23 protein-coding genes are annotated in these 18,703 nt (G+C 56.1%); 17 read left to right on the forward strand and 6 right to left on the reverse strand.

Features of this window, described 5'->3' with window-relative positions; translation table 11 throughout:
• Positions 1–19: 19 nt before the first annotated feature.
• From G1E_RS16390 to G1E_RS16400, 3 genes are all read right to left on the reverse strand, one after another.
• Positions 20–940, reverse strand: a complete 921-nt coding sequence (locus tag G1E_RS16390) for a DotH/IcmK family type IV secretion protein (RefSeq protein WP_009684350.1) — start codon at positions 938–940, stop codon at positions 20–22.
• Positions 937–1,590: a DotI/IcmL family type IV secretion protein gene (locus G1E_RS16395; RefSeq protein WP_009684351.1), complete on the reverse strand. Its 654-nt coding sequence runs from the start codon at positions 1,588–1,590 to the stop codon at positions 937–939. The genes G1E_RS16390 and G1E_RS16395 overlap by 4 nt, the downstream gene beginning before the upstream one ends.
• A gap of 133 nt (positions 1,591–1,723) precedes the next feature.
• The gene (locus G1E_RS16400) at positions 1,724–2,242 is read right to left on the reverse strand and encodes a hypothetical protein (protein WP_009684352.1); all 519 of its coding nucleotides are present in this window, start codon (positions 2,240–2,242) and stop codon (positions 1,724–1,726) included.
• Between the two features lie 1,279 nt (positions 2,243–3,521).
• Between G1E_RS16400 and G1E_RS16405 the strand changes: the two genes are divergently transcribed.
• Entirely contained in the window at positions 3,522–4,841 is a 1,320-nt protein-coding gene (locus G1E_RS16405) for a replication initiation protein (RefSeq protein WP_009684354.1), read from the forward strand.
• Between the two features lie 384 nt (positions 4,842–5,225).
• On the opposite strand, the gene G1E_RS16410 is transcribed toward G1E_RS16405, so the two are convergent.
• Entirely contained in the window at positions 5,226–6,182 is a 957-nt protein-coding gene (locus G1E_RS16410) for a ParB/RepB/Spo0J family partition protein (protein ID WP_015026520.1), read from the reverse strand.
• 89 nt (positions 6,183–6,271) lie between these two features.
• Positions 6,272–7,396: an AAA family ATPase gene (locus G1E_RS16415; RefSeq protein ID WP_009684356.1), complete on the reverse strand. Its 1,125-nt coding sequence runs from the start codon at positions 7,394–7,396 to the stop codon at positions 6,272–6,274.
• 299 nt (positions 7,397–7,695) lie between these two features.
• On the opposite strand from G1E_RS16415, the gene G1E_RS16420 reads away from it, so the two are divergent.
• The 9 genes from G1E_RS16420 (at position 7,696) to G1E_RS16460 (ending at position 11,932) form a co-directional block, all read left to right on the forward strand.
• Positions 7,696–7,968, forward strand: coding sequence for a hypothetical protein (locus G1E_RS16420; RefSeq protein ID WP_009684357.1), 273 nt, complete (start codon positions 7,696–7,698; stop codon positions 7,966–7,968).
• A gap of 424 nt (positions 7,969–8,392) precedes the next feature.
• A complete protein-coding gene (locus G1E_RS16430) occupies positions 8,393–8,896 on the forward strand; it encodes a hypothetical protein (protein WP_047149944.1) in 504 nt (167 codons plus the stop codon).
• Between the two features lie 54 nt (positions 8,897–8,950).
• A complete protein-coding gene (locus tag G1E_RS16435; RefSeq protein ID WP_009684360.1) occupies positions 8,951–9,478 on the forward strand; it encodes a hypothetical protein in 528 nt (175 codons plus the stop codon).
• Between the two features lie 59 nt (positions 9,479–9,537).
• Positions 9,538–9,771, forward strand: a complete 234-nt coding sequence (locus tag G1E_RS28745) for a hypothetical protein (RefSeq protein ID WP_009684361.1) — start codon at positions 9,538–9,540, stop codon at positions 9,769–9,771.
• A gap of 9 nt (positions 9,772–9,780) precedes the next feature.
• Complete coding sequence (locus G1E_RS28975) at positions 9,781–10,122, forward strand: hypothetical protein (RefSeq protein WP_009684362.1); 342 nt, start codon at positions 9,781–9,783, stop codon at positions 10,120–10,122.
• A 12-nt stretch (positions 10,123–10,134) separates the two neighbouring features.
• A complete protein-coding gene (locus G1E_RS28380; protein WP_131201116.1) occupies positions 10,135–10,329 on the forward strand; it encodes a hypothetical protein in 195 nt (64 codons plus the stop codon).
• Positions 10,330–10,370: 41 nt separating this feature from the next.
• Positions 10,371–10,676 (forward strand): hypothetical protein, encoded by a 306-nt coding sequence (locus G1E_RS16450; protein WP_009684363.1) that lies wholly within the window; start codon positions 10,371–10,373, stop codon positions 10,674–10,676.
• Between the two features lie 19 nt (positions 10,677–10,695).
• Complete coding sequence (locus tag G1E_RS16455) at positions 10,696–11,457, forward strand: hypothetical protein (protein ID WP_009684364.1); 762 nt, start codon at positions 10,696–10,698, stop codon at positions 11,455–11,457.
• Positions 11,458–11,569: 112 nt separating this feature from the next.
• On the forward strand, positions 11,570–11,932 hold the full coding sequence (locus G1E_RS16460) for a histone-like nucleoid-structuring protein, MvaT/MvaU family (protein WP_009684365.1): 363 nt from the start codon (positions 11,570–11,572) through the stop codon (positions 11,930–11,932).
• A gap of 58 nt (positions 11,933–11,990) precedes the next feature.
• On the opposite strand, the gene G1E_RS16465 is transcribed toward G1E_RS16460, so the two are convergent.
• Complete coding sequence (locus G1E_RS16465) at positions 11,991–12,962, reverse strand: site-specific integrase (protein WP_009684366.1); 972 nt, start codon at positions 12,960–12,962, stop codon at positions 11,991–11,993.
• Positions 12,963–13,488: 526 nt separating this feature from the next.
• Between G1E_RS16465 and G1E_RS16470 the strand changes: the two genes are divergently transcribed.
• Genes G1E_RS16470 through G1E_RS27085 form a run of 7 tightly spaced genes read left to right on the forward strand, consistent with a single transcriptional unit; the run spans position 13,489 to position 18,701 of the window.
• Positions 13,489–13,977 (forward strand): DotD/TraH family lipoprotein, encoded by a 489-nt coding sequence (locus G1E_RS16470; RefSeq protein ID WP_009684367.1) that lies wholly within the window; start codon positions 13,489–13,491, stop codon positions 13,975–13,977.
• A complete protein-coding gene (locus G1E_RS16475; RefSeq protein ID WP_023118096.1) occupies positions 13,964–14,773 on the forward strand; it encodes a type IV secretory system conjugative DNA transfer family protein in 810 nt (269 codons plus the stop codon). The genes G1E_RS16470 and G1E_RS16475 overlap by 14 nt, the downstream gene beginning before the upstream one ends.
• Entirely contained in the window at positions 14,770–15,975 is a 1,206-nt protein-coding gene (locus G1E_RS16480; protein ID WP_009684369.1) for a type IV pilus twitching motility protein PilT, read from the forward strand. The genes G1E_RS16475 and G1E_RS16480 overlap by 4 nt, the downstream gene beginning before the upstream one ends.
• Positions 15,968–16,237 carry an IcmT/TraK family protein gene (gene icmT / locus G1E_RS16485; RefSeq protein WP_009684370.1) on the forward strand — a complete coding sequence of 90 codons (270 nt, stop codon included), beginning with the start codon at positions 15,968–15,970 and terminating at the stop codon, positions 16,235–16,237. Before G1E_RS16480 ends, icmT begins: the two co-directional genes overlap by 8 nt.
• Before the next feature lie 10 nt (positions 16,238–16,247).
• A complete protein-coding gene (gene parM / locus G1E_RS16490; protein WP_009684371.1) occupies positions 16,248–17,381 on the forward strand; it encodes a ParM/StbA family protein in 1,134 nt (377 codons plus the stop codon).
• Between the two features lie 3 nt (positions 17,382–17,384).
• Positions 17,385–17,831, forward strand: a complete 447-nt coding sequence (locus G1E_RS16495; protein WP_009684372.1) for a hypothetical protein — start codon at positions 17,385–17,387, stop codon at positions 17,829–17,831.
• A gap of 27 nt (positions 17,832–17,858) precedes the next feature.
• Positions 17,859–18,701 (forward strand): toxin co-regulated pilus biosynthesis Q family protein, encoded by an 843-nt coding sequence (locus G1E_RS27085; protein ID WP_052960512.1) that lies wholly within the window; start codon positions 17,859–17,861, stop codon positions 18,699–18,701.
• Positions 18,702–18,703: the final 2 nt, after the last annotated feature.

Below are 18,703 nucleotides of genomic sequence, written 5' to 3' on the forward strand. Positions count from 1 at the left end.
GAAATCTTATCCGCCATAATCAATAGCCGCTCAGACTGACGTTAAGTGGAGCCCCATTGCTCAGCGCAACAACGACAGGAGTCCGAGGTATCTCATAAACAGCAATTCCATCCGGTGATCGCTGCATAGAAAGATAAGCTGGGGACAAAAGTGCATAGTTCGTCCGCACAAAAAACTTATCTTTGTATTCCCATGCCATCACTTCCGTATTCGAGCTAGTCAGTAGCTTGGCGCCGTCAGGGCCGAATCCCGACAGCATGGTGAGGATTGCAGGCGCGACTCCTTTAGGCAGAGCTGCGGTCGCAATATTGCCGATCCCCTGAACACGGACATCTACTCGATCATCAACTTCCCGCTGACCACTTACCAGAGTCAGTGAAATAGGAACGCTCACGTCAACCAAAGTGATTGATACGTTGCCAAAAGCGTAAGGTGACTTGGGCGAAATCTTCACGTAGTTAGAGCCTGACTTTTCAGCATCCTTTTCCCAGGTGACTGTGAAGTCTTTGTCCCCGCCTCCGATATCGACTGTTTTGACGATTAACGGGTTACCTGCCTGGTCAACAACCATCAGCGTTGTGACAAAACCACTGAATAAGCGGACTACTTGCGGGGTAGCGCCCGGCGAAAGCGACACCGTCACCGAATTGGTGACGATTTTCGGGAAGAATCGCGGGAGGGCCGCAGCTGCTCGCTCAGTATCATCAACCTGCTGCCGTAGGTTCCTGATCTGAGAAGGAGTCAAAGGCGCAGCTTGCTCGACGGCCTGCTGATACGCGGCATCATTGATGTCCGGCAGCGGTGGCAGCGCAGGAATAGCCATCTCCCCCGCGGTGGCAGGATTCTGACCAGGCACACTTTCAGCCGTATCAGCATGCGCTGGGCCCGCCGAAAGGACGAACCAAATCAAGCCGGCTGAAACTTTGACCAGGCGGCTCATCGAAGGTCGCCCCCGAGGTATTGCGCGATCCCCAGCCCATCGCGGCTTTCAAACGGGTTCACCCGGGTGACAAGCAGCGTCACCAGCGTTTTCTGAGTGGCGACGGTTCGCCCACCTTGCCCCCCCTGGAAACTGACGATGAAAGGAACTTCGATCTGCCAGGTCCACACACCGCGGCGCATCCCTTGGTTGGTTACCACCGGTGCAGCAAGGGGCACCGCCGAGGTCACCAGTCGCTGTTTCTTGACTAGGTCCAGATTGCCGGAGCGGTCCAGCGCTTCCATGAACATCGACCAGCCGTCCGGAGTGAAGCACTGCGAGTTGCGCTGCAGCTGCTTCTGCGAGTGCACGAAGTCGTAGCTGTTCGCACCAGCAACACATTCGACTGTCCAGTCCAACAGTTTCTGGGGCGATACAAAGGGTTCGCTCAGCGGAACCATCTGCGTGAGCCTTCCAGTCACCGAGTCCTGGCCGAAGTACTCACGCTCGACGTCACGGGTTTTGACCCAGACGAAAGCACCGCCGGTGACGAAGTTCAGCACAATAGAGAAGATCAGGGCGTTCAGCAGTTTGCCGAAGTATTTCTTGTAGAACTGCAGACGGCTCAGATCCAGGCAGTGCTCGTCATCGCGTGGTGAAGTACCTGACATACCGAACGAACCCCAACGACTTTCATTAGTTGATAGATGCGGAAAATACGCAAAAATACCTTTAGTGTCAACGAATGGACACCGCACTTTTTCCTGTTGTCGGGTTGAGATGCTACTGAGGATGGGGCCGCCCTCAGGCGGCCGATTTGAAATTGACCACGCAGCTGTGGTCGAACGAGGCATCGTCGTCGGCTATCGCCATCATGTCCGCCATTGCCTGGCGGAGCTGCTCCAAGGACGTTGCCGACTCGACAACAAAACCCAGTCCTTTCAGGTAGGTCACAACGAAGTCGACATCGCTGGCCACAATGAAACCAGCCTTCAATGCCCCAAACGCATCGACCACATGCCCCGTGAAGCAGAACACGTTGCTTTCAGGATAGGGCTGGATCTCTGCCGGATAGACGTCTACGTAATCAGTCGGCTCGATATCAGGATGGCGATGAGCGATGAGCTCCAGGATGGAAACGGTCTGTTTCACCTCAGCCAATGAAGTGATCGCCGAGATGTAGAAACCACATTCCCGCATCGACCGAATTGCCTCCTCGGCCGACTGTGCAACGGCGTATCCACTCTTCAGCTCGCCACCGAGCTCTCCTTCAAGGTGCCCACAGAAACTGAACACCTCGTTCTCTGCATAGGTAGAAGACATGTATTCGCTCCCCTACCTGGTTAGCGGGGGCGCAGAGTGCCGTTCTGCGGCGGAGACGGCAGATCAGCCAGATCAAGCTTCGGCCGGTTACTGGTACTGGAAGCCACAGCGAACATACCGCGGCTGACCCCCGTGTTGTCTTTCGGCACATCGAACAACGGCAGCGGACCTTGCATAGCGAACCTCTCCCATACGGCGAAAGCCGCAAAATTGGTTTATGTCGCCTAAAAGCATCGCGGATAGCACAACAAAAGTCAAAATAAGCCATCGGCCCCATATCCATTCACCTTTGCCACCCACGATCCCCCCAGACACGATTTGCCGCCCCATATGCGTTCACCTTTCATGCTCTCCTCCCCAAGCCAACCCCATAAACGTTCACCTTTGGCGGGATTTAGGTCACATGTGGCTGCTTGTTTATGGCCAACGGGAGATCGGCTGCCTGCCCATAAATGTTCACCCTTTAAATAAAAAGTACCCCGCAGACGCCTGTATTTACTGGGGTTTATGCCGCGCTTGATGGCCTCCCCATATTTTTTCACCTTTGCCACCTTCCGCGCCTCATCGGGGCATCGAACGGTGACTCATTTCAGTGGCCTGGTCGGATGCCGACCCGTTGTCAGATCCACAACTCACGCTCAACCCCATAAACGTTCACCTTTTAAGGGGCTACACCTCCTAACCTCCCCATAAACGTTCACCTTTCCCCCGATCCTGGTGCTCGACCAGTAGCCTTCAAATGGCCCCATATGCTTTCACCTTTGCTCAGGAGGCCCCATAAACGTTCACTTCACGCTCCCCACATCCATTCACCTTTCGCCCCACATCCATTCACCTCTCACCCCATAGCCTTTCACCATTGCTCCCCATAAACTTTCACCTTCGCCCCATAAGTTTTCACTTCTCACCCCATATATATTCACCCTCACCCCATAAACGTTCACCTTAACCCCAATAAAACCCTTTAAAATCAAACACTTAGCAGCCTCTAAATATCTGTTTGTTTGTTTAAAAAAGAAACAGACAAACAGACATGGGATCCAATCCAGAAAGTTTTTGTATGTGTGTGAAAATATATTGACTAGAATTTAAACAGCGGTTTAACTACCGCAAAATTCGACCGAGCGGGTACCTGCAACCGGACCGGACCGGAGTGGAGTGGACCTCAAGCACCGCAGCTCGCGAGAGGTTGTCTGTCTGTCTGTTTTGTTCGTTTCTTGATCATTTTTGACTTTCGTCATAGTATCTATGCAGTTTTGGAGGCTTGCAGGGGGGAAGCATGGGCATGCCGGCAGCAACACCGGGGCAAAACGTCCTGGCGCCAAGCGTTCGGAAGCACGCTGGGGCGATTCACATCAAGAACGACATTTCGTGCCTTCAGCGGAAGGCTTGGAACGTCCTGCTGCACAATGCCTACGATGACTTCCCAGACGTGAACCTGCAGCTGCACACCATCCCTGTTCGCGACCTTATGGATCTCGCTGGGTTTGACAGTAAAAACGTCAAATACCTCAAGGACGCCCTTGAGGACATGGTCACCACCAAGATCAAATGGGACATCATCGATCACCAGGGCAAGAGCGACTGGGGTGTGACCACGGCGCTTGCTAGCGCCTCGATCAAAGACGGGATCTGCAGCTATGCCTACAGTCCGCAGCTGCGGACAAAGCTCTACAATCCGGAGTTCTATGCTCGAATTGACCTGCTGATCATCTCGCGCTTCAGCTCAGGGCATGCCCTTGCTTTGTACGAGAATTGCGCTCGCTACAGAGCAATCAATCAAACACCAATCCTCCCTCTCCCCCTCTTCCGTGAGCTGCTCGGTGTGAACAACACTGCCAGCTATGATGAGTTCAAGATCCTCAACCGGGCTGTCATCCAGCCTGCGATCAAAGAGATCAACTCAATATCGGACATCTGTCTTGAGGTCGAGCTGCAGCGTGAGAAGCGCAAGGTCGTCGGTGTCAAGTTTCGCATCCAGGAGAACGTCCAGGGCGCGTTAGCGATCGACTCTCCATCCAGCTTCAACCACGAGCTGCTGCGGAAGTTGCAGGACGATTTCTGCCTGACGGAAACTCAGGCGAAGGAAGCGCTGGCCCTCCACTCTGAGGATCGTATCTCCATCGTTATGGAATACGTCCAGGAGAAGTACACAGAAGGAAAGATCAAGGCCGGCGCGAAAGGCATTGCCCCCTACTTCCTCCGTGTTCTGCGCGATGGAGATGTGAAGCTGGCCAAGACTGGGCTCGACAAGCTTCTGCAAGGCGGGGCTCAGGCTAGTCCCAAAGCCGCTCAGGCTGGTCAACAGAGCCTTCTGCAGGATGACGATGCTGTCCGCCGCGAGTTCAACGCTCAGCGCCGGTCGGAGGTTGAACTGCTCCTTGCTGGTATGGACAGTGAGGTGCGCAATTCCCTCAATGATCAGTTTGCAGCAACCCTGGTTGGGCAGCGCCTCATGTTGAAGAAATGGGCCGAATTCCTCGCCAAAGGTGAAGGTAGTGCCATGGTCGTCAACAACTTCTACATGTTCGTCGCTGAAAAACTGCTGCCTCCTTACGAAGAAGCGCTTGAGCTCTACAGAAAATCGCTTGGTGCGTAAAGGAAAGGGGGCTTCGGCCCCCTTCTCTTTACGCATACCCTTCCCAATCTCCCCTCCCCCACCCTCTCCTTTCCGACCTCCTGTTCTACGATGCACTCCCTCGACCACGTTCAGGCGGAGATGCTGCATGGATGATCTACAAGCAACAACCGTATCGGTTTTCACGGTGAAAAAAACATAGGCATATGCTTGGCACCGGATAGGTGAAAGGATATGGGGGTTGCATGCGAATGTGGTCTTGTTGGCCCTTCTGGCAGCATGAACAGCCCTTTTCACCGTGAAAAGGGCTGCCACATCACTCGCATCAGCTGGTGTCATGTAGGTAAGGTGAAAGAATATGGGGCAAAAAAAAGGGCGCTCATCGCGCCCTTGGTTGGGAAAATCTCAAGCCTCAGATGGTGGATCGAAGTGTTTCTTGATGAGCTCCAGAACCTCCTCCGGATTGACGCCTTTGGGGCAGTCGAGCGTGATCTTCTGCCCTCGAACCTTCAGGTCGGCCAACTCGCGACCTTTCGCGAAGAGCTTAACGGGCACCGGAGGCGCCGGCGGCAAATCACTGCTCTTCCTCACCGAGCTCTTGATCCAAGCAACTGCGGCTTCCTGGGAGAGCTTTCCATCGAAGACGAGTTGCGTAGCTTGGACAACCAGGTCCTTGTGCCCTTCGTCTGCCAATGCCGCCAGATCGGCCACATGCTTAGTGCCGATGAATGCCGGATCGTCTTCAAGCAGTGTGAGAGTCTCTTGCGGCAGCTTGAAGTAGGCCAGGCAGCGACTGATGGTGGCCATGCTTCGACCAACACGGCGGGAAAGCGTCATCTGGTTCTTTACGGCCTTGCTGTCTAGTAGCTTCTTGTAGCTCAACGCACGTTCGAAGTCCGTCAGTGGCTCCTGGGATTCGTTATCTGTGACGGCCAGGACAGCTGCATCTTCGTCAGACAGATCCCGGACATAGGCCTCAATCTTGGTCCATTGCAGGATGTCATGCGCCCGCCAGCGGCGCTCACCACCAACAAGCTCGAAGCGACCATTGGCTTTGGGGCGGACGACGATAGGATTGTTGAGACCGCCGTTGGCCTGGATCGCGTCAGCCAGAAGCTGGAGTGCAACTTCGTTGAAGATCTTCCGTGGCTGATACGGGCTTGGATCAACCATGTCGGTATCGAGAAGCGTGACACCTTCCTTGGCTGGCAGATACTGACCTTCGAGAGGCGCTGCAGGTCCTACAGATTTTTCACCGTGAAAATTCGTCGACTTTTCACCGTGAAAAGTTTCAGCAGGGACACCGGAAGTCTGGGCCTGAGAGTCGTCGAGCAGCCCTCGCTCCGCCAGTATGTCGCTCATCGACCTGCCGAGATTAGCTGCAGGCGCCTCGGCGACGGGGACTCCTTGAATATGGGTTGGTTGGCTAGTCCCGAGTGGGCGCGTAGATTTCATTTCGAAGCCTCCAGGACGTCACGGATACGGGACACTACCTCAGAGAACACGGTGCGGAAAGCGCCGACGGAATTGTCGCTGGCCTGACGCCACAGCGAAACAGGGATGCCTTCCTCAAGACTCTTCGAATAGTCCTCGTTGTGATAAAGCGGGCTCTGCGTCACTTTGCCCGGGAAGAGGGTAGTCAGGCGCTCCAGGTTGGCCTGGATCCGCGGGCGGTTGCGAATGTACATAGTCGGGATCGCAATGATCTCAGGCGACCGCTGGAAGTCCTTGGCGAACTCGCTCAGCCGGAATGCAAGGCGCGACAGGGCTCTGAACGAGAACTTATCCATCCGGATGGGGCAGACCAGGAAATCTGCAGCGACCATCGAGTTGCGAGAAAGCATTGTGCCGGACGGTGCATTGTCCATGATGATCACGTCGTAGCTAGAAAGATCGCAGTGCGGCAGCTTCCCGTTGCGTGCTTGCTCGATGAAGATCGAGTAGCGGAAGTCGCTGCCGTTTGCGTTCCGCAGCACGATATCCATCTCGTCGAGCGTGACTTCGGCCGGAATGAGATGCGGCCCGAATTCGCCAAACGGCTTCTTGATAACCTCTTCCAGCGACAAGGGGGTGTAGGTGCTGCCGACACGCATAAGATTCCCGATGTGCCCGTCTACAGCTCGGGCCCCTGGTACACCGACGTCCTCCAGCTCGGCTGCAGTGAGGTCGGGATCGTAACCCAACATGCTCGTGACATCGGCCTGTGGATCGTTGTCGATCACCAGAGTGCGCAGCCCCATCAAGCTGAACTGTATCGCCAGGTTGCAGGCGGTGGTCGTCTTCGCCGTGCCACCTTTCTGCACGTATACCGAGAGTGTGATAGGTCGAGGGAATGGCTTGATTACGCCACTCTCACGTCTGATCGACGCGATGCGAAAGATATCGTCGAGGGTATAGCCACGTGCTTCGACAGTGCCGCGGGGAATGCGGCGGATGTTGAGATTGTGCTGCTTCTCGATCAGGGCAAGCATGTCCTGGCTTACCTGGATGCACTCTGCCGCGTACTTGCTCGAATAGAACAATTGCTGAAAGTCGGTGAAGGGGTACTGGTCGATGCCGAACTCATTGTTTTCCATTGAAGCGAATCCTTCTCGGGGTTTGTGTGCCTAAAAAGTAGGGCTAACCCCGAGGATTTGCAATACCTGATGCGAAATCCTCGGGGTTTTAGGCTAAAAAAAGGCGTTAAACCCCGAATCGATAGACGGTCAAAGGTGACCTAATCGAGTTTTAGCCTAAACCTATAGGGCTCATGTGACCTAAAAAATGTGCGCTGAGAAGGGCAGGGTAGGGAATAGGTCACAATTGACTTTTGTTTGTTGATCTTTTCGATTTGCTGTGTAGTATAGGTGCACAAGTGCACCGTGGAGAGAATGGCATGACTGCCGAGGAAACCAACGGGGCGTTGCTCCGAAGGCTGATTGAAAAGGCCGGGATGACTCAGCTGGAAGCGTTGGAGCTGGTGAATGTTGGACAGGCCAAGCCGATCGCGGTGAGCACCTGGAAGGCGTACCTGGCGAGTCGGGAAAGCAAACGGTGGCGTGATTGCCCCGAAACGATCCTGGCGCACGCGAAGAGCAGATTGAGCTCTGATAGTCGCGATTCGATAGCAACAAACCAGACAACGGATACGCAGGGTAGGGGACAGTGATGGCAAAACAAGTTGAGATGCCGCTCGATAGCTTCGAACGCGACCTGGTTCAGGGCAGCACGAAGAAGGCTATGTCGGGATCGAAAAGCCGTGATCTCTGGCAGGTGGATCCCCGCGAACTGAAGTTCATGTCGGGCTTTAATGCGCGCACTCCGCGCCCTGGTCTGGAAGCGCATATCCGGGCACTGGCGGACTCGATGAAGTCCGAAGGCTACTACATGGACAAACCCATCGCGGTGTACATCGCTCGCGAAGGTGATCAGGAGGTCAAGTACGTCTCCGATGGCCACTGCCGGACCAAGGCCGTGCTTCTGGCTATTCAAGAAGGCGCCGAGATCGAAACGATTCCTGCGGTACCGGAAGAGCNNAGCGCGGCGTCTCCCTGGAGGACCTGACCGTAAAGCTGTACCGCAGCAACACCGGTTTGCCCCTGACGCCTTACGAAACGGGCCTGGTTTGCAAACGCCTGATTCGCTACGGCCTAGAGCTCGAAGTCGTCGCCGATCGGATGGGCCTCGGTACTGCCTATGTCGATGGCCTGCTGATGCTCGTAGGGGGACCGAAATCTATTCGTGATGCCGTTATCGACGACCGGATCTCGGCCACTGAAGCGGTCAAGCTGCTGAAGACGCATGGCGACAAGGCCGTCGAGGTTCTTGAGCAGATGCTTGCTGCAGCACAGGCCCAGGGCCGGAACAAAGCGACTGCGAAGCACGCGCCTGGCGCAGCAATCAAGCGAGTGGTGAAGAAGCACTCTGACTCGCTCTACCAGGCTGCTAAGACCGTTCGCCAGGATCCTGGCTATACCTCCCTGGCTGTCGAGACTCGGCTGCTGCTCGATGAGCTGCTGCGTACCCTCGACAGGGCTGAAAAAGATCTGGCGACTGAGGACTCCGACGCGCCTGAAGAGGAACGACAGCAAGCTTAGGTGCTCGCTGTTTTCACCGTGAAAACTGAAAAACCAACCCAAGGATAACAAGCGATGAAGCGCTTCCTGATTGTTGCTGTAATGTTTCCCATGCTGGCCACTTCGGCTCTGGCGGAATCCGGGTCGAACATCTTTCTGAGCGGTAAGGTGTTCAAAGGGGACGAGGTTGTCGCTTCGTTTGCCGCACCGACTCTTCTGGGGAATACCCTTCCCGTTAAAGACCAGGTCCTCCACAGCTATATCGAAAAAGCTGTAAGCGACGGCAAAAAAACGACGCTGATTCCGGGCAAGCTTGTTACGGGCCTCGATATGTCGATGACTCCGACAGCTGTTGTTGGTGAAAACGTGATCGTCGCCGTAAAAGGCTCGCTGGCTGTGCTGGAGGGGTTCGACAAGGCGCCCCTGGCTGGTACTAATCTGGCGATTGATTTGCCGAAGATGAGCCGAAACGAGTTCAGTCAGTCGTTCGAAATCAAAAAGGGACAGCCCCTGGAGTTCGGTTTCGGAGGGTGCACTCTGGTCGACGGTAATCCGACCAATTGCAGCCATAAGCTGATTCTTGATGCTTCTGCAAACAACTGATTCTGCTAGTGGCCTGGCTTTGCCAGGCCACTGTTTGAGATCGCGAGGAAAATACTCAGATGGCAAACAAAAGAAAAACCCCAGCGCAACTGCAGTCCCAGTGCGACGCTTGGAACAAACTGCACGGGCTCGGCACGCTAATCGCCTACGAGGACATCCGCGGTGAAGGGGAGACGCATCGGGGCAAGTCCACCACCGAGGCGCAAGTGCTTGGTGGCCACTCGGCAGTCATTTGGCTGGAAGGGAAGAGTGGTTGCGTTAGCCTCGATCATTGCATGGCTCTGGCGTCGTAAGAGACACACATGATGAAGAACATAGTTTTCTCACTCGCTCTGCTTGGGGCTCTGACGGAGACTGGCCCGGCCTTTGCCGAAAGTAAGTCACTACCCGATTGTGCGGTGACATCTGCCAAGTCTCATGGGGTGGAACTTGCGCTGTTCAGAGCCCTCATGATCCACGAGCTGGGGGAGACGCCTCTTGCAGCGCCTTGCTCGTTCTACGAGGCTGCTGCAGCCAATCTTGCGACTTCCCTGAACAGTCAGCATGGCGATCGCTGGGGTGCGGTGAGTTTGTTCATCCATGGGCGTGTTCTACTGGACGACCCGGTCGTAGAGCGAGTGCGCACAATTTACGAGTCCAAATAGGAAAGCAAGACCATGACTGAAAAACCGCAGGCGATCCCCGATTCGACAACCGAGCAAGAGCAATGCCTGGGCGTTTTCAACGCAGGGCATGGTGTTGTGACCACGCCATCGAGCTACGATCCAGCCCTGTATGAACGTTTTAAGCGCATTTACTCAGAAGGTGAACCGGTGATTATTACCGGAAATATGAAAGTCTTCCGACCATAAGAAAATAGCCGTTCCAACTGAACCGAGTAGGTGAACCAAGCATGGAATTGAAGTTTCGAACCATCACTGGCGCCATCATCGGCGCCGACCCGCAGGCAGAAGCGCCTACCCCCGTGGGCCTAGCTGATCCAGCCTCTGAGCGTGGAGTAGGCCAGGTCGAGCCCGCGCACCTTCTCCGTAAACAAATCGAGCGCGTCATTCGTGAGTACAGCGCTGATCCAGCGCAAGCCGCTCTGGCCGTCTGCGTTATCCTCGACGAGAATCTGGGCCTGGCTGAAGACGGCTGCTTCGACGATGACGAAACCGTGTTGAACGCAATTTTGGCCAATGAACAGGCCGACGACTGAGCTGTTCAGGGGAGTTCCTATGGCAACCAGCAAACGCAACGGCCTGACACAGGCGTCAGGCATCACGGCTGATCTAGTCTTGGAGCTTGGAACCTACTACAGCGCCCAGGACATGCGAAAGGTTCAGACCGGCCTTACTGCCGCTGCCCGCGAAGTCCGTGCTCTGACTCAGTACGGCTCGCTACTTGGGCGCCTGGGCGAGAAACTTTCCCCCGAGCAACGGGAGCTTTTGACCAACGCTGCAGCGCTTCTGGATTCGGTCAAATACAACGTGCAGCACGCAAAGGAGCGCAAGGCTCGCGACGAGAAGGCTATAGCCAAAAAGCGCGAGCTGTGGGAGCGACAGGCCGAGCAACTGGTCAAGACGAACTTTGCCATGCCAGCGGATACCGTGAACGAGCAGTTGCAGATCCTTGAGCTTTACCTGGTTGCCCGGGTTGTTCTGGGGCACGCGGTCTACCTGCAGGACCACTCCCGGCTGCGTAAGGTGATGCAGGAGGAACCGCCGCGTTCTTCACATTACACCGTTGCGCAATGGCGTCGAAATGAGGTTTCGAGCCTCGTCGCGGATTTGCGATCTGCCTTCCGTGACTATTTAAGCTGGGATCTGGAGCGGACGCCCGCCCAGCGTCTGGACGAGTTGCAGGCGAGCCTGGCTACGTATCGCGCCGAGACTCTTACACAGCCTCAAGCCGTAGAAACTATCCGCATCTGGGCCGACGCGCTTAAAGGCGCAGCCTTTATTGCGAGCGTGATGCCCACGTCCAGACCCCCAAAATAGCAAAAATGCTCTCTGCGCGGCCGTATAAGGAGATCGCACGGAAAGTGCACCTGTTTTGAATTCGAACACAAATTCTTTTACTATCAGACCTCCAGAATAAGCGAGCCATGCTATGTCTCTGATTAACGAGTACCGTATTACCGAGCAGGCCATCAAAGATCTCCAGGCTCGTTTAGCTAGCTTGCAGCAGAATGGGCAGATGAAAGCAGAGCTCGAATTCGATACCAAACTGCGTGCTTTGATGTCTGAATACAATAAATCTCTCCGTGATGTCATCAATTTACTTGATCCGCAAGCACAAAACCGCAGTTCGAAGACTCAACCGAATTCTGGGCGCCGTGAGCGGCAGTTAAAACGCTATCTCAACCCAAACACGAACGAGGTTGTTGAAACGAAGGGTGGTAATCACAAGATTCTGAAAGAGTGGAAAACTCAATTCGGCGCCGACGTAGTGGAATCCTGGCTGCAGTCGTAGTTGTCATAGCGATACAAACAAAAAAGGGAGCATAAAGATCCCTTTTTTTTGCCGATCATTATTCGCCGCCTAAAGCAACTTTGGACCTCGGTTTGAACGTCTTCGACTTCAATCGCACTTTTTGGACATCAGAGGCTAACGGCTTCACCTTTCCGGCGGCATCACCTGAAACCTTTCTCGCGTAATGCTCTCCTGCGGTCTCGTCACTTCCATGCCCCATCAGCGCGGCCACCTCGGCCTTGCTGTTGCCGGCCAGCTTTGCGTTCGCCGAGAACTGATGCCGCATTGAGTACAGCGTCGGATACTTCATTCGCTTCCCAAAGCAATGCCTGGTGGCGTACTTCATGTAGTCGCCCATCCTCTCCTGCAGGGTGTCGAACGGGAGCTCGCCGGCGTAGCCTTCCAGCATCGCAATCATCTCGTGGATGTCCTCCAGCTCGTCAGCTGTCAGATCCCCCAGATCCAGGGAGCGGAACGTTCCATTGCCGCGGCCGTTCGTGGCCTTCGCGTTCTCGACATTAAGTACGGGGCGGCCGTGGATCTCAGTCACGCCGGCTGACTTCCATTCTCCCGGCCGCAGACCGACCAAGTAGGTCGCTTTCAACCAGGTCTTCAATGGGCGCGCATAGCGGTGTTTGCCCTGGTGCATCTCCAGGTACGAAAGCAAACGTTGGTAGTCGGCTCGCTTAAAGCCCTTCTGCTTCTTGGAGGATGTCTGAGTCCCTTTTCGAAGGGTGCCCTCTGATGAGGTCGTATCCAGCATCTGGAGAGCGGCCTGGAGCTCTTCCTGGACGACTTTCTCCTCAGTCGCCGCCATACGCTCAGTGAACAGATGCCGAAGGGCGTTCTTGTACTGCTTCCAGGTGTTACGGGCGATCGAGGGCTTACGGGTGATGAGGTGCTCGATCACCGTGAGTGGCGGTACCGAATGGGGGGAGTCGATGCCGTATGCCTGGGCAGCTTGGGAGCAGACAGAGAGAGCCTTGATGACGTACTGCTCATTCGTTTCCGGAAGTCTACTCGGAATCATAAGTTTTATTTGGCTACCCCCGTTACTCGGAACCGTAAACGTCTCCAAGTAACGTATCAGATGCAGACTATTGTCGCCAGAAATCTTCGTTCGATACCCGTGTTGACCTATTCGGAAACGGACGTTGCTGAGTTCGTCATCGATCCATCGGCGAGCGCATCACCCGCTGCGAGTGATCTGCCAGCTGTGACCTAAAAAGAGTCGGCGTGTCTGGGTATTTGTCGGCGGAGTAGGGCGGTGCTGCTGCCGAGTGTCACATGTGACCTAAAGGGGGTATTGGCTCCCGAAAGCCCTGTATCTGCGGCATCTCGCACTGGCTATAGGGATGGTCACAGGTGACCTATTTGGCGGGCAGAAGGGATTTTAGGTCACCTAAGACCTATATGGGTGTGGGTTGGTGTTGAGTGGTGGGTCACTTCTGACTATCATTGTCTTATCGTTCGACTTTCGTTGATGTATAGTCGTGCGCTAAAGCGTTGTTTTCCTGTAAGGAGCGCTTTATCCATCAACCAACCGAGCAGATACGATGAAGAACCGAGTGATTGCTGGCTCTCTGCTTGTCGCTACGTTGTTGTCCGGGTGCGCTGGGACTGGCCGTGGTGGCGACAAGAGCTACAGCGACGACCCCGCTTACCAGAAGCTCCAGGAAACAGCGAAGAACATCCAGCAGTCGCTCACGCAGCTTGCTGAAGCTGAGCAGTACGAGAAGATGAAGAACCGGCCTTCGCAGCCGCGGATCTATGCTCAGATCCGCGGCATGGAGCAGGTCGTGACCATGCCCTGGCACGGCTCTCTCGAACAGGCGGTGAGCAAGCTCGCATCGTTCTCCGGCTACGAAGTGAAGTTCATGGGTAAACCGCCGGCTGTTCCGATCCTTGTGCAGATCGGCGAGTCCCCCGCGAGCATTTCTGACCATCTGCGTAACGTCGGCATCCAGGCCGGTGTGCGTGCGGACATCGTAGTGAATCCTTCGCTTCGTGTTGTGGAAGTGAGGTACACCGATGGCGCCGTTTAAGTGTGGTCTTTTGGCTGCTTGCCTGTTGGCCGCGTCTGGCGCATTCGCCGGACAGGATGCTCCGCCGCCGGACTTGTCGGGCGTCCTCACTGGAAGCACCAATGCAGCTCATGAATCGAGTATTGAAAGCGACATTCCGGCTATCCGTCTCAGCTCGTTGAAAGAAGCGGCTTTGGGATATGGCGTTCGAAGCGGTTTGGCTCGTCGATCCTATGAGATTGGCAAAATGCTGAGTGCCAACGAGTCGCTTCTCGACGGCATTTTTAATTTTGCCGCGCTAGTTCTTGAGCGAAATGTAATGCCCCCGGTTCTGTCCTACGGTCAAGTAAGTTTGAACTTGCCTGACACCGAAACTATCCGCGTCGCTGACGCTACTTACCGCATTGAGAGCCAAGCAAGATTTGTTACTGCGCCGACTAACTGGCGCGATTACTTGCTGCACGACTTCCAATATCAAGTAGAAGTCCCGGCCACGAGCCTGTTGCCGAAAAATGACGCCGAAAAGAAAGTATGGGAGAAATATGTCTCCCAAGGCTGGGATATCGGTTTCAAACAAGCTGATGAAATATTCGGTCAGTCGTTGGCTCGCTTGGAACGAGATTACAAAGGTATGGTTCTTTATAAGAGCCTTCTTGCCAAGGGCATGATTAGCAAGCCCTATGTTGCCGAGTCGAAGATGGGCGTTACCGGAAATGGGAACGAAATCAATATCAATGATCGAGTTCTTCGTATTACGGCGAAGCCGCAGCTGCAAACCAATCCGGCGATCTGGAAGCCGGTGGCGGTGCCGAGATGAGCTCCGTGACCGTTGCTCGTGATCGGCTGACCGGCTATCTCATGAAAGGGGAGGCGGCTCGCTTCAACGATGCCGATTTCGACCAGGTGCTCATCCATGCAATGGACATGGAAGCGTCTGATGTCTACTTCAAGACTTCCCGCCCGGTGGTTGCCCGGGTGCATGGGCGACTGGTTCGCCTCACTACCAGGCCGCTGCAGCATGCTGAGGTGGTTCGTCTGGTGGTGCTGATGTACGGGGCTAACGCCGAGGTTGAACTTCGCAAGGGTACGCCGTTGGACCAGGCCTTCTCAGTGAAGGTCAACCGCGAGAAAGACTACCGTTTCCGCTGGTGTGCCACCGGCGTTCGCATTGATGGTGCTTTCGGCATCTCCGTGATCATGCGGGAGCTGAAAGAAGTTCCGCCTGCAGCGCGAGAGGAGGAGTACCACGCGGATCTCTGGCGGGCTCTGTTCCCACTGCAGGGTCTTGTCTTCATCACGGGGGAAACCGGCGCCGGCAAGACGACGACGCTCGCCTCGTGGATTCGCAAGATCGCCGAGGATCCCGAGTCCGACACGCACATTGTCTCGTTTGAGGCGCCGATCGAGTACCGCTTGGACTCCCTGGCAACCACGTCCTGTGAGATCGACCAGTCTGACGTGCCGGCCGACGTCGCTTCGTTCGCTCTGGGAGTCGTTAACGCACTGCGTCGCGATCCAGACGTAATCCTGGTAGGTGAGTCGCGGGACGCCGAAACCATCAAGGCGGCGGTGCTCGCAGCGCAAACGGGTCACCTCGTCCTCAGCACTCTTCATAGCAACAGCGTACAGACCACTTTCCTGCGGTTGATCCAGGCCTGCCCGGTCGAGGAGCTCTACTCGATCATGGGGGCTGTGATCGGGAACATCGAAATCATCGTCTGCCAGCGCTTGGTGCGCTCCACAGATGGTCGTCGTTGCGCTGTGCGGGAACACCTGGTGTTCAACAGCTACATCCGCAACGAGCTGCTCAAAACGGCCGCAACCAACATCTCGCTTCTGCCGTATCGCGCCGGCCAGCTGCTGGCCCAGTTCGGCCAGTCGATGTTGCAGGACGCGGAACGTCTGCACGCGGAAGGACGCATCGATCAAACGCAGGTGGATCTGTTCCGGGCGGAGGGCGAGGCGGCCGAGGCGACCTCGCAGGCGCCGTTCGGTGTGCTGGAGGTGGCTCATGCCTAGAAAAAACGAATGGCGTAATACCGCCCTCACGGTGCGGTTCTTCATTTTCGATGCACGGGCGGCGTTCCCGTTTGCTTTGGCTCTTATGCACATTCGGCCGTGGACGATGGGCGCAGCGCTCGCAGTGTTTGTGCTTTTCGGGGTGCTGGAGTGGCTTGGAATTTCAATGGTGGTGGCTTTACGCGCCCTGCGCAGTTGGATCGCCGGGCCGGTTCGGTACGGCGTTGCGTGGTGGCACAAGCCGCAAAGAAAAATCAAATAAGGGGAGCATGATGGCTTCGAAAAACAATTCTCCGGCCGCGGTCGGAGCTGATGATGTAGTACTCGCGGTAGTAGATGACGGCTTCCGCCAGATGAAAGGGCTGGCGAGCGACGCGCTGATCGCGCATCCATCTCTGGCCCGGGCAGGCTTCACCTTGTCCCTGATCGGCGGTGGCGACGGGGATGCAGGCTTGGGCGGCTACCAGACCAGCGGGCGCGAGTACACCGTGGATCCGCAAATCGACGGCGAAGACACTCGCTTCGATGATTTCTCGACCAGCGAAATCAACCGCGTCCTAGTGCACCACACGCTCCATTCGCTCGGGCTTTCTGGAAAACGAGTGGTATTGGCCACCGGCCTGCCGTTTCAGTCGTTCTTTGTTGCCGGCAGCAGCGAGCCCAACCAATCCCTCATCGATCGCAAGATGGCGAACCTCTCCGAACCCGTCGAACCGCTGGGCGGGTTGCAGCCCATCCAGATCATCCAGCAGCGGGTGACGGCACAAGGCCTGGTGGCCTACATCGACTACGTCGTCGACGACAACGGCAATTTCAAGTCCGATGTTGAGATGGACGCTCCCGTTGCCGTTATCGACATCGGTGGGCGCACTACTGACTGTGTCACCGTCTATGGCGGCGGCAAGCTTGATCACGTGGGGTCCGGTACCGGTGTGGTGGGCATCAGCAATGTCTACGACATCATCGAGAACGAGCTCAAACGTAAGTTCGGTGCCAGCAAGATCCGCCTCTCCACGCTGGAGCACGTTGCCCGGCACCGCAACATCCGCCTCAGAGGTCTGCAGCACGATGTCGGCGACATCGTCGACGCTGCGGTAGCCGAGATCTCGCAACAGATCATCCGCGAATCTAAGCGCCGGATTGGCGATGCCGCCGAGATGCAGGCGGTGATCCTGGTGGGCGGCGGTGCTGCTCTCATGTCCAACTGCTTGAAAGAAGCCTTCCCGCACCTGCTCGTACCGACGCGCCCGGAGTTTTCCAACGCTCGCGGAATGCTCAAGTACCTGAAGATGGAAATCGATGTCGATGCGCTTCTCCAGGAGCTAGCCGGGAAGTCCCCTGCAGAGCAGCAGCGGGTGATCCAGGCCCTGGAGGCAATCGCGGACTCCTCGGGGCAGGAGGCCTGATTCATGGCCAGGACGACCAGCAAGAGTTGGGAGCGTTACGGGCGGAGATTTCTTCTCCGCCTCTCCTTCAAGCGTCCTGCCGAGCTGGCTGTTATGGATGAGTTCGATCGCCGATCAGCCGAGCTCGGTAAACCTGACAAGGAGTACCTAAAGCTGTGCCTCTCCGTGGGAAATCAAATCCTTTCGGCAAAGGCTTTAGGCTCTGTTAGTGTTGCGTTATCAAACAACGAAAGTAATAATACGCAAAAAGACGAAGTGCGATTTTCAAGCAATGAAAGTCGCGTGGAAACCACTGTTGTGGAGCAGCAGCAAGCCCAGGAGCCGGAGCCACCGAGCGTGCCCCGGAACGCTGCTCAGCAGGAGCGGGAGGCGACACCTCCACCTGCTGCCGAGCAGGGCAGGGCACCGTCCGCCAAGGGTCTCCTTGGTGGGCTCATGAGGCACGGCTAGACACAAGACATAGGGGCTTCAAGGCGGATGAAAAAATTAGTTTTGATTGCAGCGGCGATGGCGATATTGCCCGTTGCTGCTCATGCGGGTTTCTTCGTCACGGAGGAGCCTCCGGTGCGACCGGCGCCGTCTCCTGCTGTGCCGGCGGCGATGAGCCGTCCTGCATCCGCTGCGGTAGCCACTGCAGCGCCGCCGACGGCCGTAATTCAGCCAGGCGCGACTACCGGCCTGTCGGTTGCATCGGTGCCGGCTGCAAACGTCGGCGGCTTTACCCTTCTGGCTGTCACCTTCGTTGGGCAGCCCTCCGGGGAGGTAGAGATTCGCCGCGGCTTCGGTCGCCAAGTGCGGATCACCGAAGCGCTGAAGCAGATTGCGCCGGTGGGTTGGCATGGGTACCTGAAAGCGGAAATGGTTGGCCGTGTCGACAAAGGCAAATTGGTCGACTGGCGTGGTGGCCGGCGCTGGGTGGAGGTCCTCGACATTCTGGCAACCGAGCAGGGTCTCTCTGCAGAGGTCGACTGGAACAAGCGCGAGATCTTCATCGGCGAGAAACGCCCGGTGTACGCGCCGGCAACTGCTGTAGCAGCGGCCAAGGTGCCGCCCCCGCCTCCGCCGAAACCTCAGTGGGTGGCCAAGCCGGGCAGCACGCTTAAAACCTCCGTCCAGGAGTGGGGCAAAAAGGCTGGTTGGGACGTGGTGTGGAACGCCGACTACGACTACCCCATCAAGGCCTCGCTCACTTTCGAAGGGTCTTTCCTAGACGCCATTACCACGCTGTTCCGGAGCTACGAGAAGGCTGAAAAGCCGTTCTGGGTCGACGTGTACCAGAAGCAAACTCCGCCCGTCCTGGCCATCTCAGCGAGAAACTGAAC

The sequence above is a fragment of the Pseudomonas sp. TJI-51 genome, assembly GCF_000190455.2.
Lineage (GTDB): Bacteria > Pseudomonadota > Gammaproteobacteria > Pseudomonadales > Pseudomonadaceae > Aquipseudomonas > Aquipseudomonas juntendi.

What these genes read in the sequence shown, in the direction of transcription:
- G1E_RS16390 (WP_009684350.1), bottom strand. Translation starts at nt 940, where the DNA reads ATGAGCCGCCTGGTCAAAGTTTCAGCCGGCTTGATTTGGTTCGTCCTT.
- G1E_RS16395 (WP_009684351.1), bottom strand. Translation starts at nt 1,590, where the DNA reads ATGTCAGGTACTTCACCACGCGATGACGAGCACTGCCTGGATCTGAGC.
- G1E_RS16400 (WP_009684352.1), bottom strand. Translation starts at nt 2,242, where the DNA reads ATGTCTTCTACCTATGCAGAGAACGAGGTGTTCAGTTTCTGTGGGCAC.
- G1E_RS16405 (WP_009684354.1), top strand. Translation starts at nt 3,522, where the DNA reads ATGGGCATGCCGGCAGCAACACCGGGGCAAAACGTCCTGGCGCCAAGC.
- G1E_RS16410 (WP_015026520.1), bottom strand. Translation starts at nt 6,182, where the DNA reads ATGAGCGACATACTGGCGGAGCGAGGGCTGCTCGACGACTCTCAGGCC.
- G1E_RS16415 (WP_009684356.1), bottom strand. Translation starts at nt 7,396, where the DNA reads ATGGAAAACAATGAGTTCGGCATCGACCAGTACCCCTTCACCGACTTT.
- G1E_RS16420 (WP_009684357.1), top strand. Translation starts at nt 7,696, where the DNA reads ATGACTGCCGAGGAAACCAACGGGGCGTTGCTCCGAAGGCTGATTGAA.
- G1E_RS16435 (WP_009684360.1), top strand. Translation starts at nt 8,951, where the DNA reads ATGAAGCGCTTCCTGATTGTTGCTGTAATGTTTCCCATGCTGGCCACT.
- G1E_RS28745 (WP_009684361.1), top strand. Translation starts at nt 9,538, where the DNA reads ATGGCAAACAAAAGAAAAACCCCAGCGCAACTGCAGTCCCAGTGCGAC.
- G1E_RS28975 (WP_009684362.1), top strand. Translation starts at nt 9,781, where the DNA reads ATGATGAAGAACATAGTTTTCTCACTCGCTCTGCTTGGGGCTCTGACG.
- G1E_RS28380 (WP_131201116.1), top strand. Translation starts at nt 10,135, where the DNA reads ATGACTGAAAAACCGCAGGCGATCCCCGATTCGACAACCGAGCAAGAG.
- G1E_RS16450 (WP_009684363.1), top strand. Translation starts at nt 10,371, where the DNA reads ATGGAATTGAAGTTTCGAACCATCACTGGCGCCATCATCGGCGCCGAC.
- G1E_RS16455 (WP_009684364.1), top strand. Translation starts at nt 10,696, where the DNA reads ATGGCAACCAGCAAACGCAACGGCCTGACACAGGCGTCAGGCATCACG.
- G1E_RS16460 (WP_009684365.1), top strand. Translation starts at nt 11,570, where the DNA reads ATGTCTCTGATTAACGAGTACCGTATTACCGAGCAGGCCATCAAAGAT.
- G1E_RS16465 (WP_009684366.1), bottom strand. Translation starts at nt 12,962, where the DNA reads ATGATTCCGAGTAGACTTCCGGAAACGAATGAGCAGTACGTCATCAAG.
- G1E_RS16470 (WP_009684367.1), top strand. Translation starts at nt 13,489, where the DNA reads ATGAAGAACCGAGTGATTGCTGGCTCTCTGCTTGTCGCTACGTTGTTG.
- G1E_RS16475 (WP_023118096.1), top strand. Translation starts at nt 13,964, where the DNA reads ATGGCGCCGTTTAAGTGTGGTCTTTTGGCTGCTTGCCTGTTGGCCGCG.
- G1E_RS16480 (WP_009684369.1), top strand. Translation starts at nt 14,770, where the DNA reads ATGAGCTCCGTGACCGTTGCTCGTGATCGGCTGACCGGCTATCTCATG.
- icmT (WP_009684370.1), top strand. Translation starts at nt 15,968, where the DNA reads ATGCCTAGAAAAAACGAATGGCGTAATACCGCCCTCACGGTGCGGTTC.
- parM (WP_009684371.1), top strand. Translation starts at nt 16,248, where the DNA reads ATGGCTTCGAAAAACAATTCTCCGGCCGCGGTCGGAGCTGATGATGTA.
- G1E_RS16495 (WP_009684372.1), top strand. Translation starts at nt 17,385, where the DNA reads ATGGCCAGGACGACCAGCAAGAGTTGGGAGCGTTACGGGCGGAGATTT.
- G1E_RS27085 (WP_052960512.1), top strand. Translation starts at nt 17,859, where the DNA reads ATGAAAAAATTAGTTTTGATTGCAGCGGCGATGGCGATATTGCCCGTT.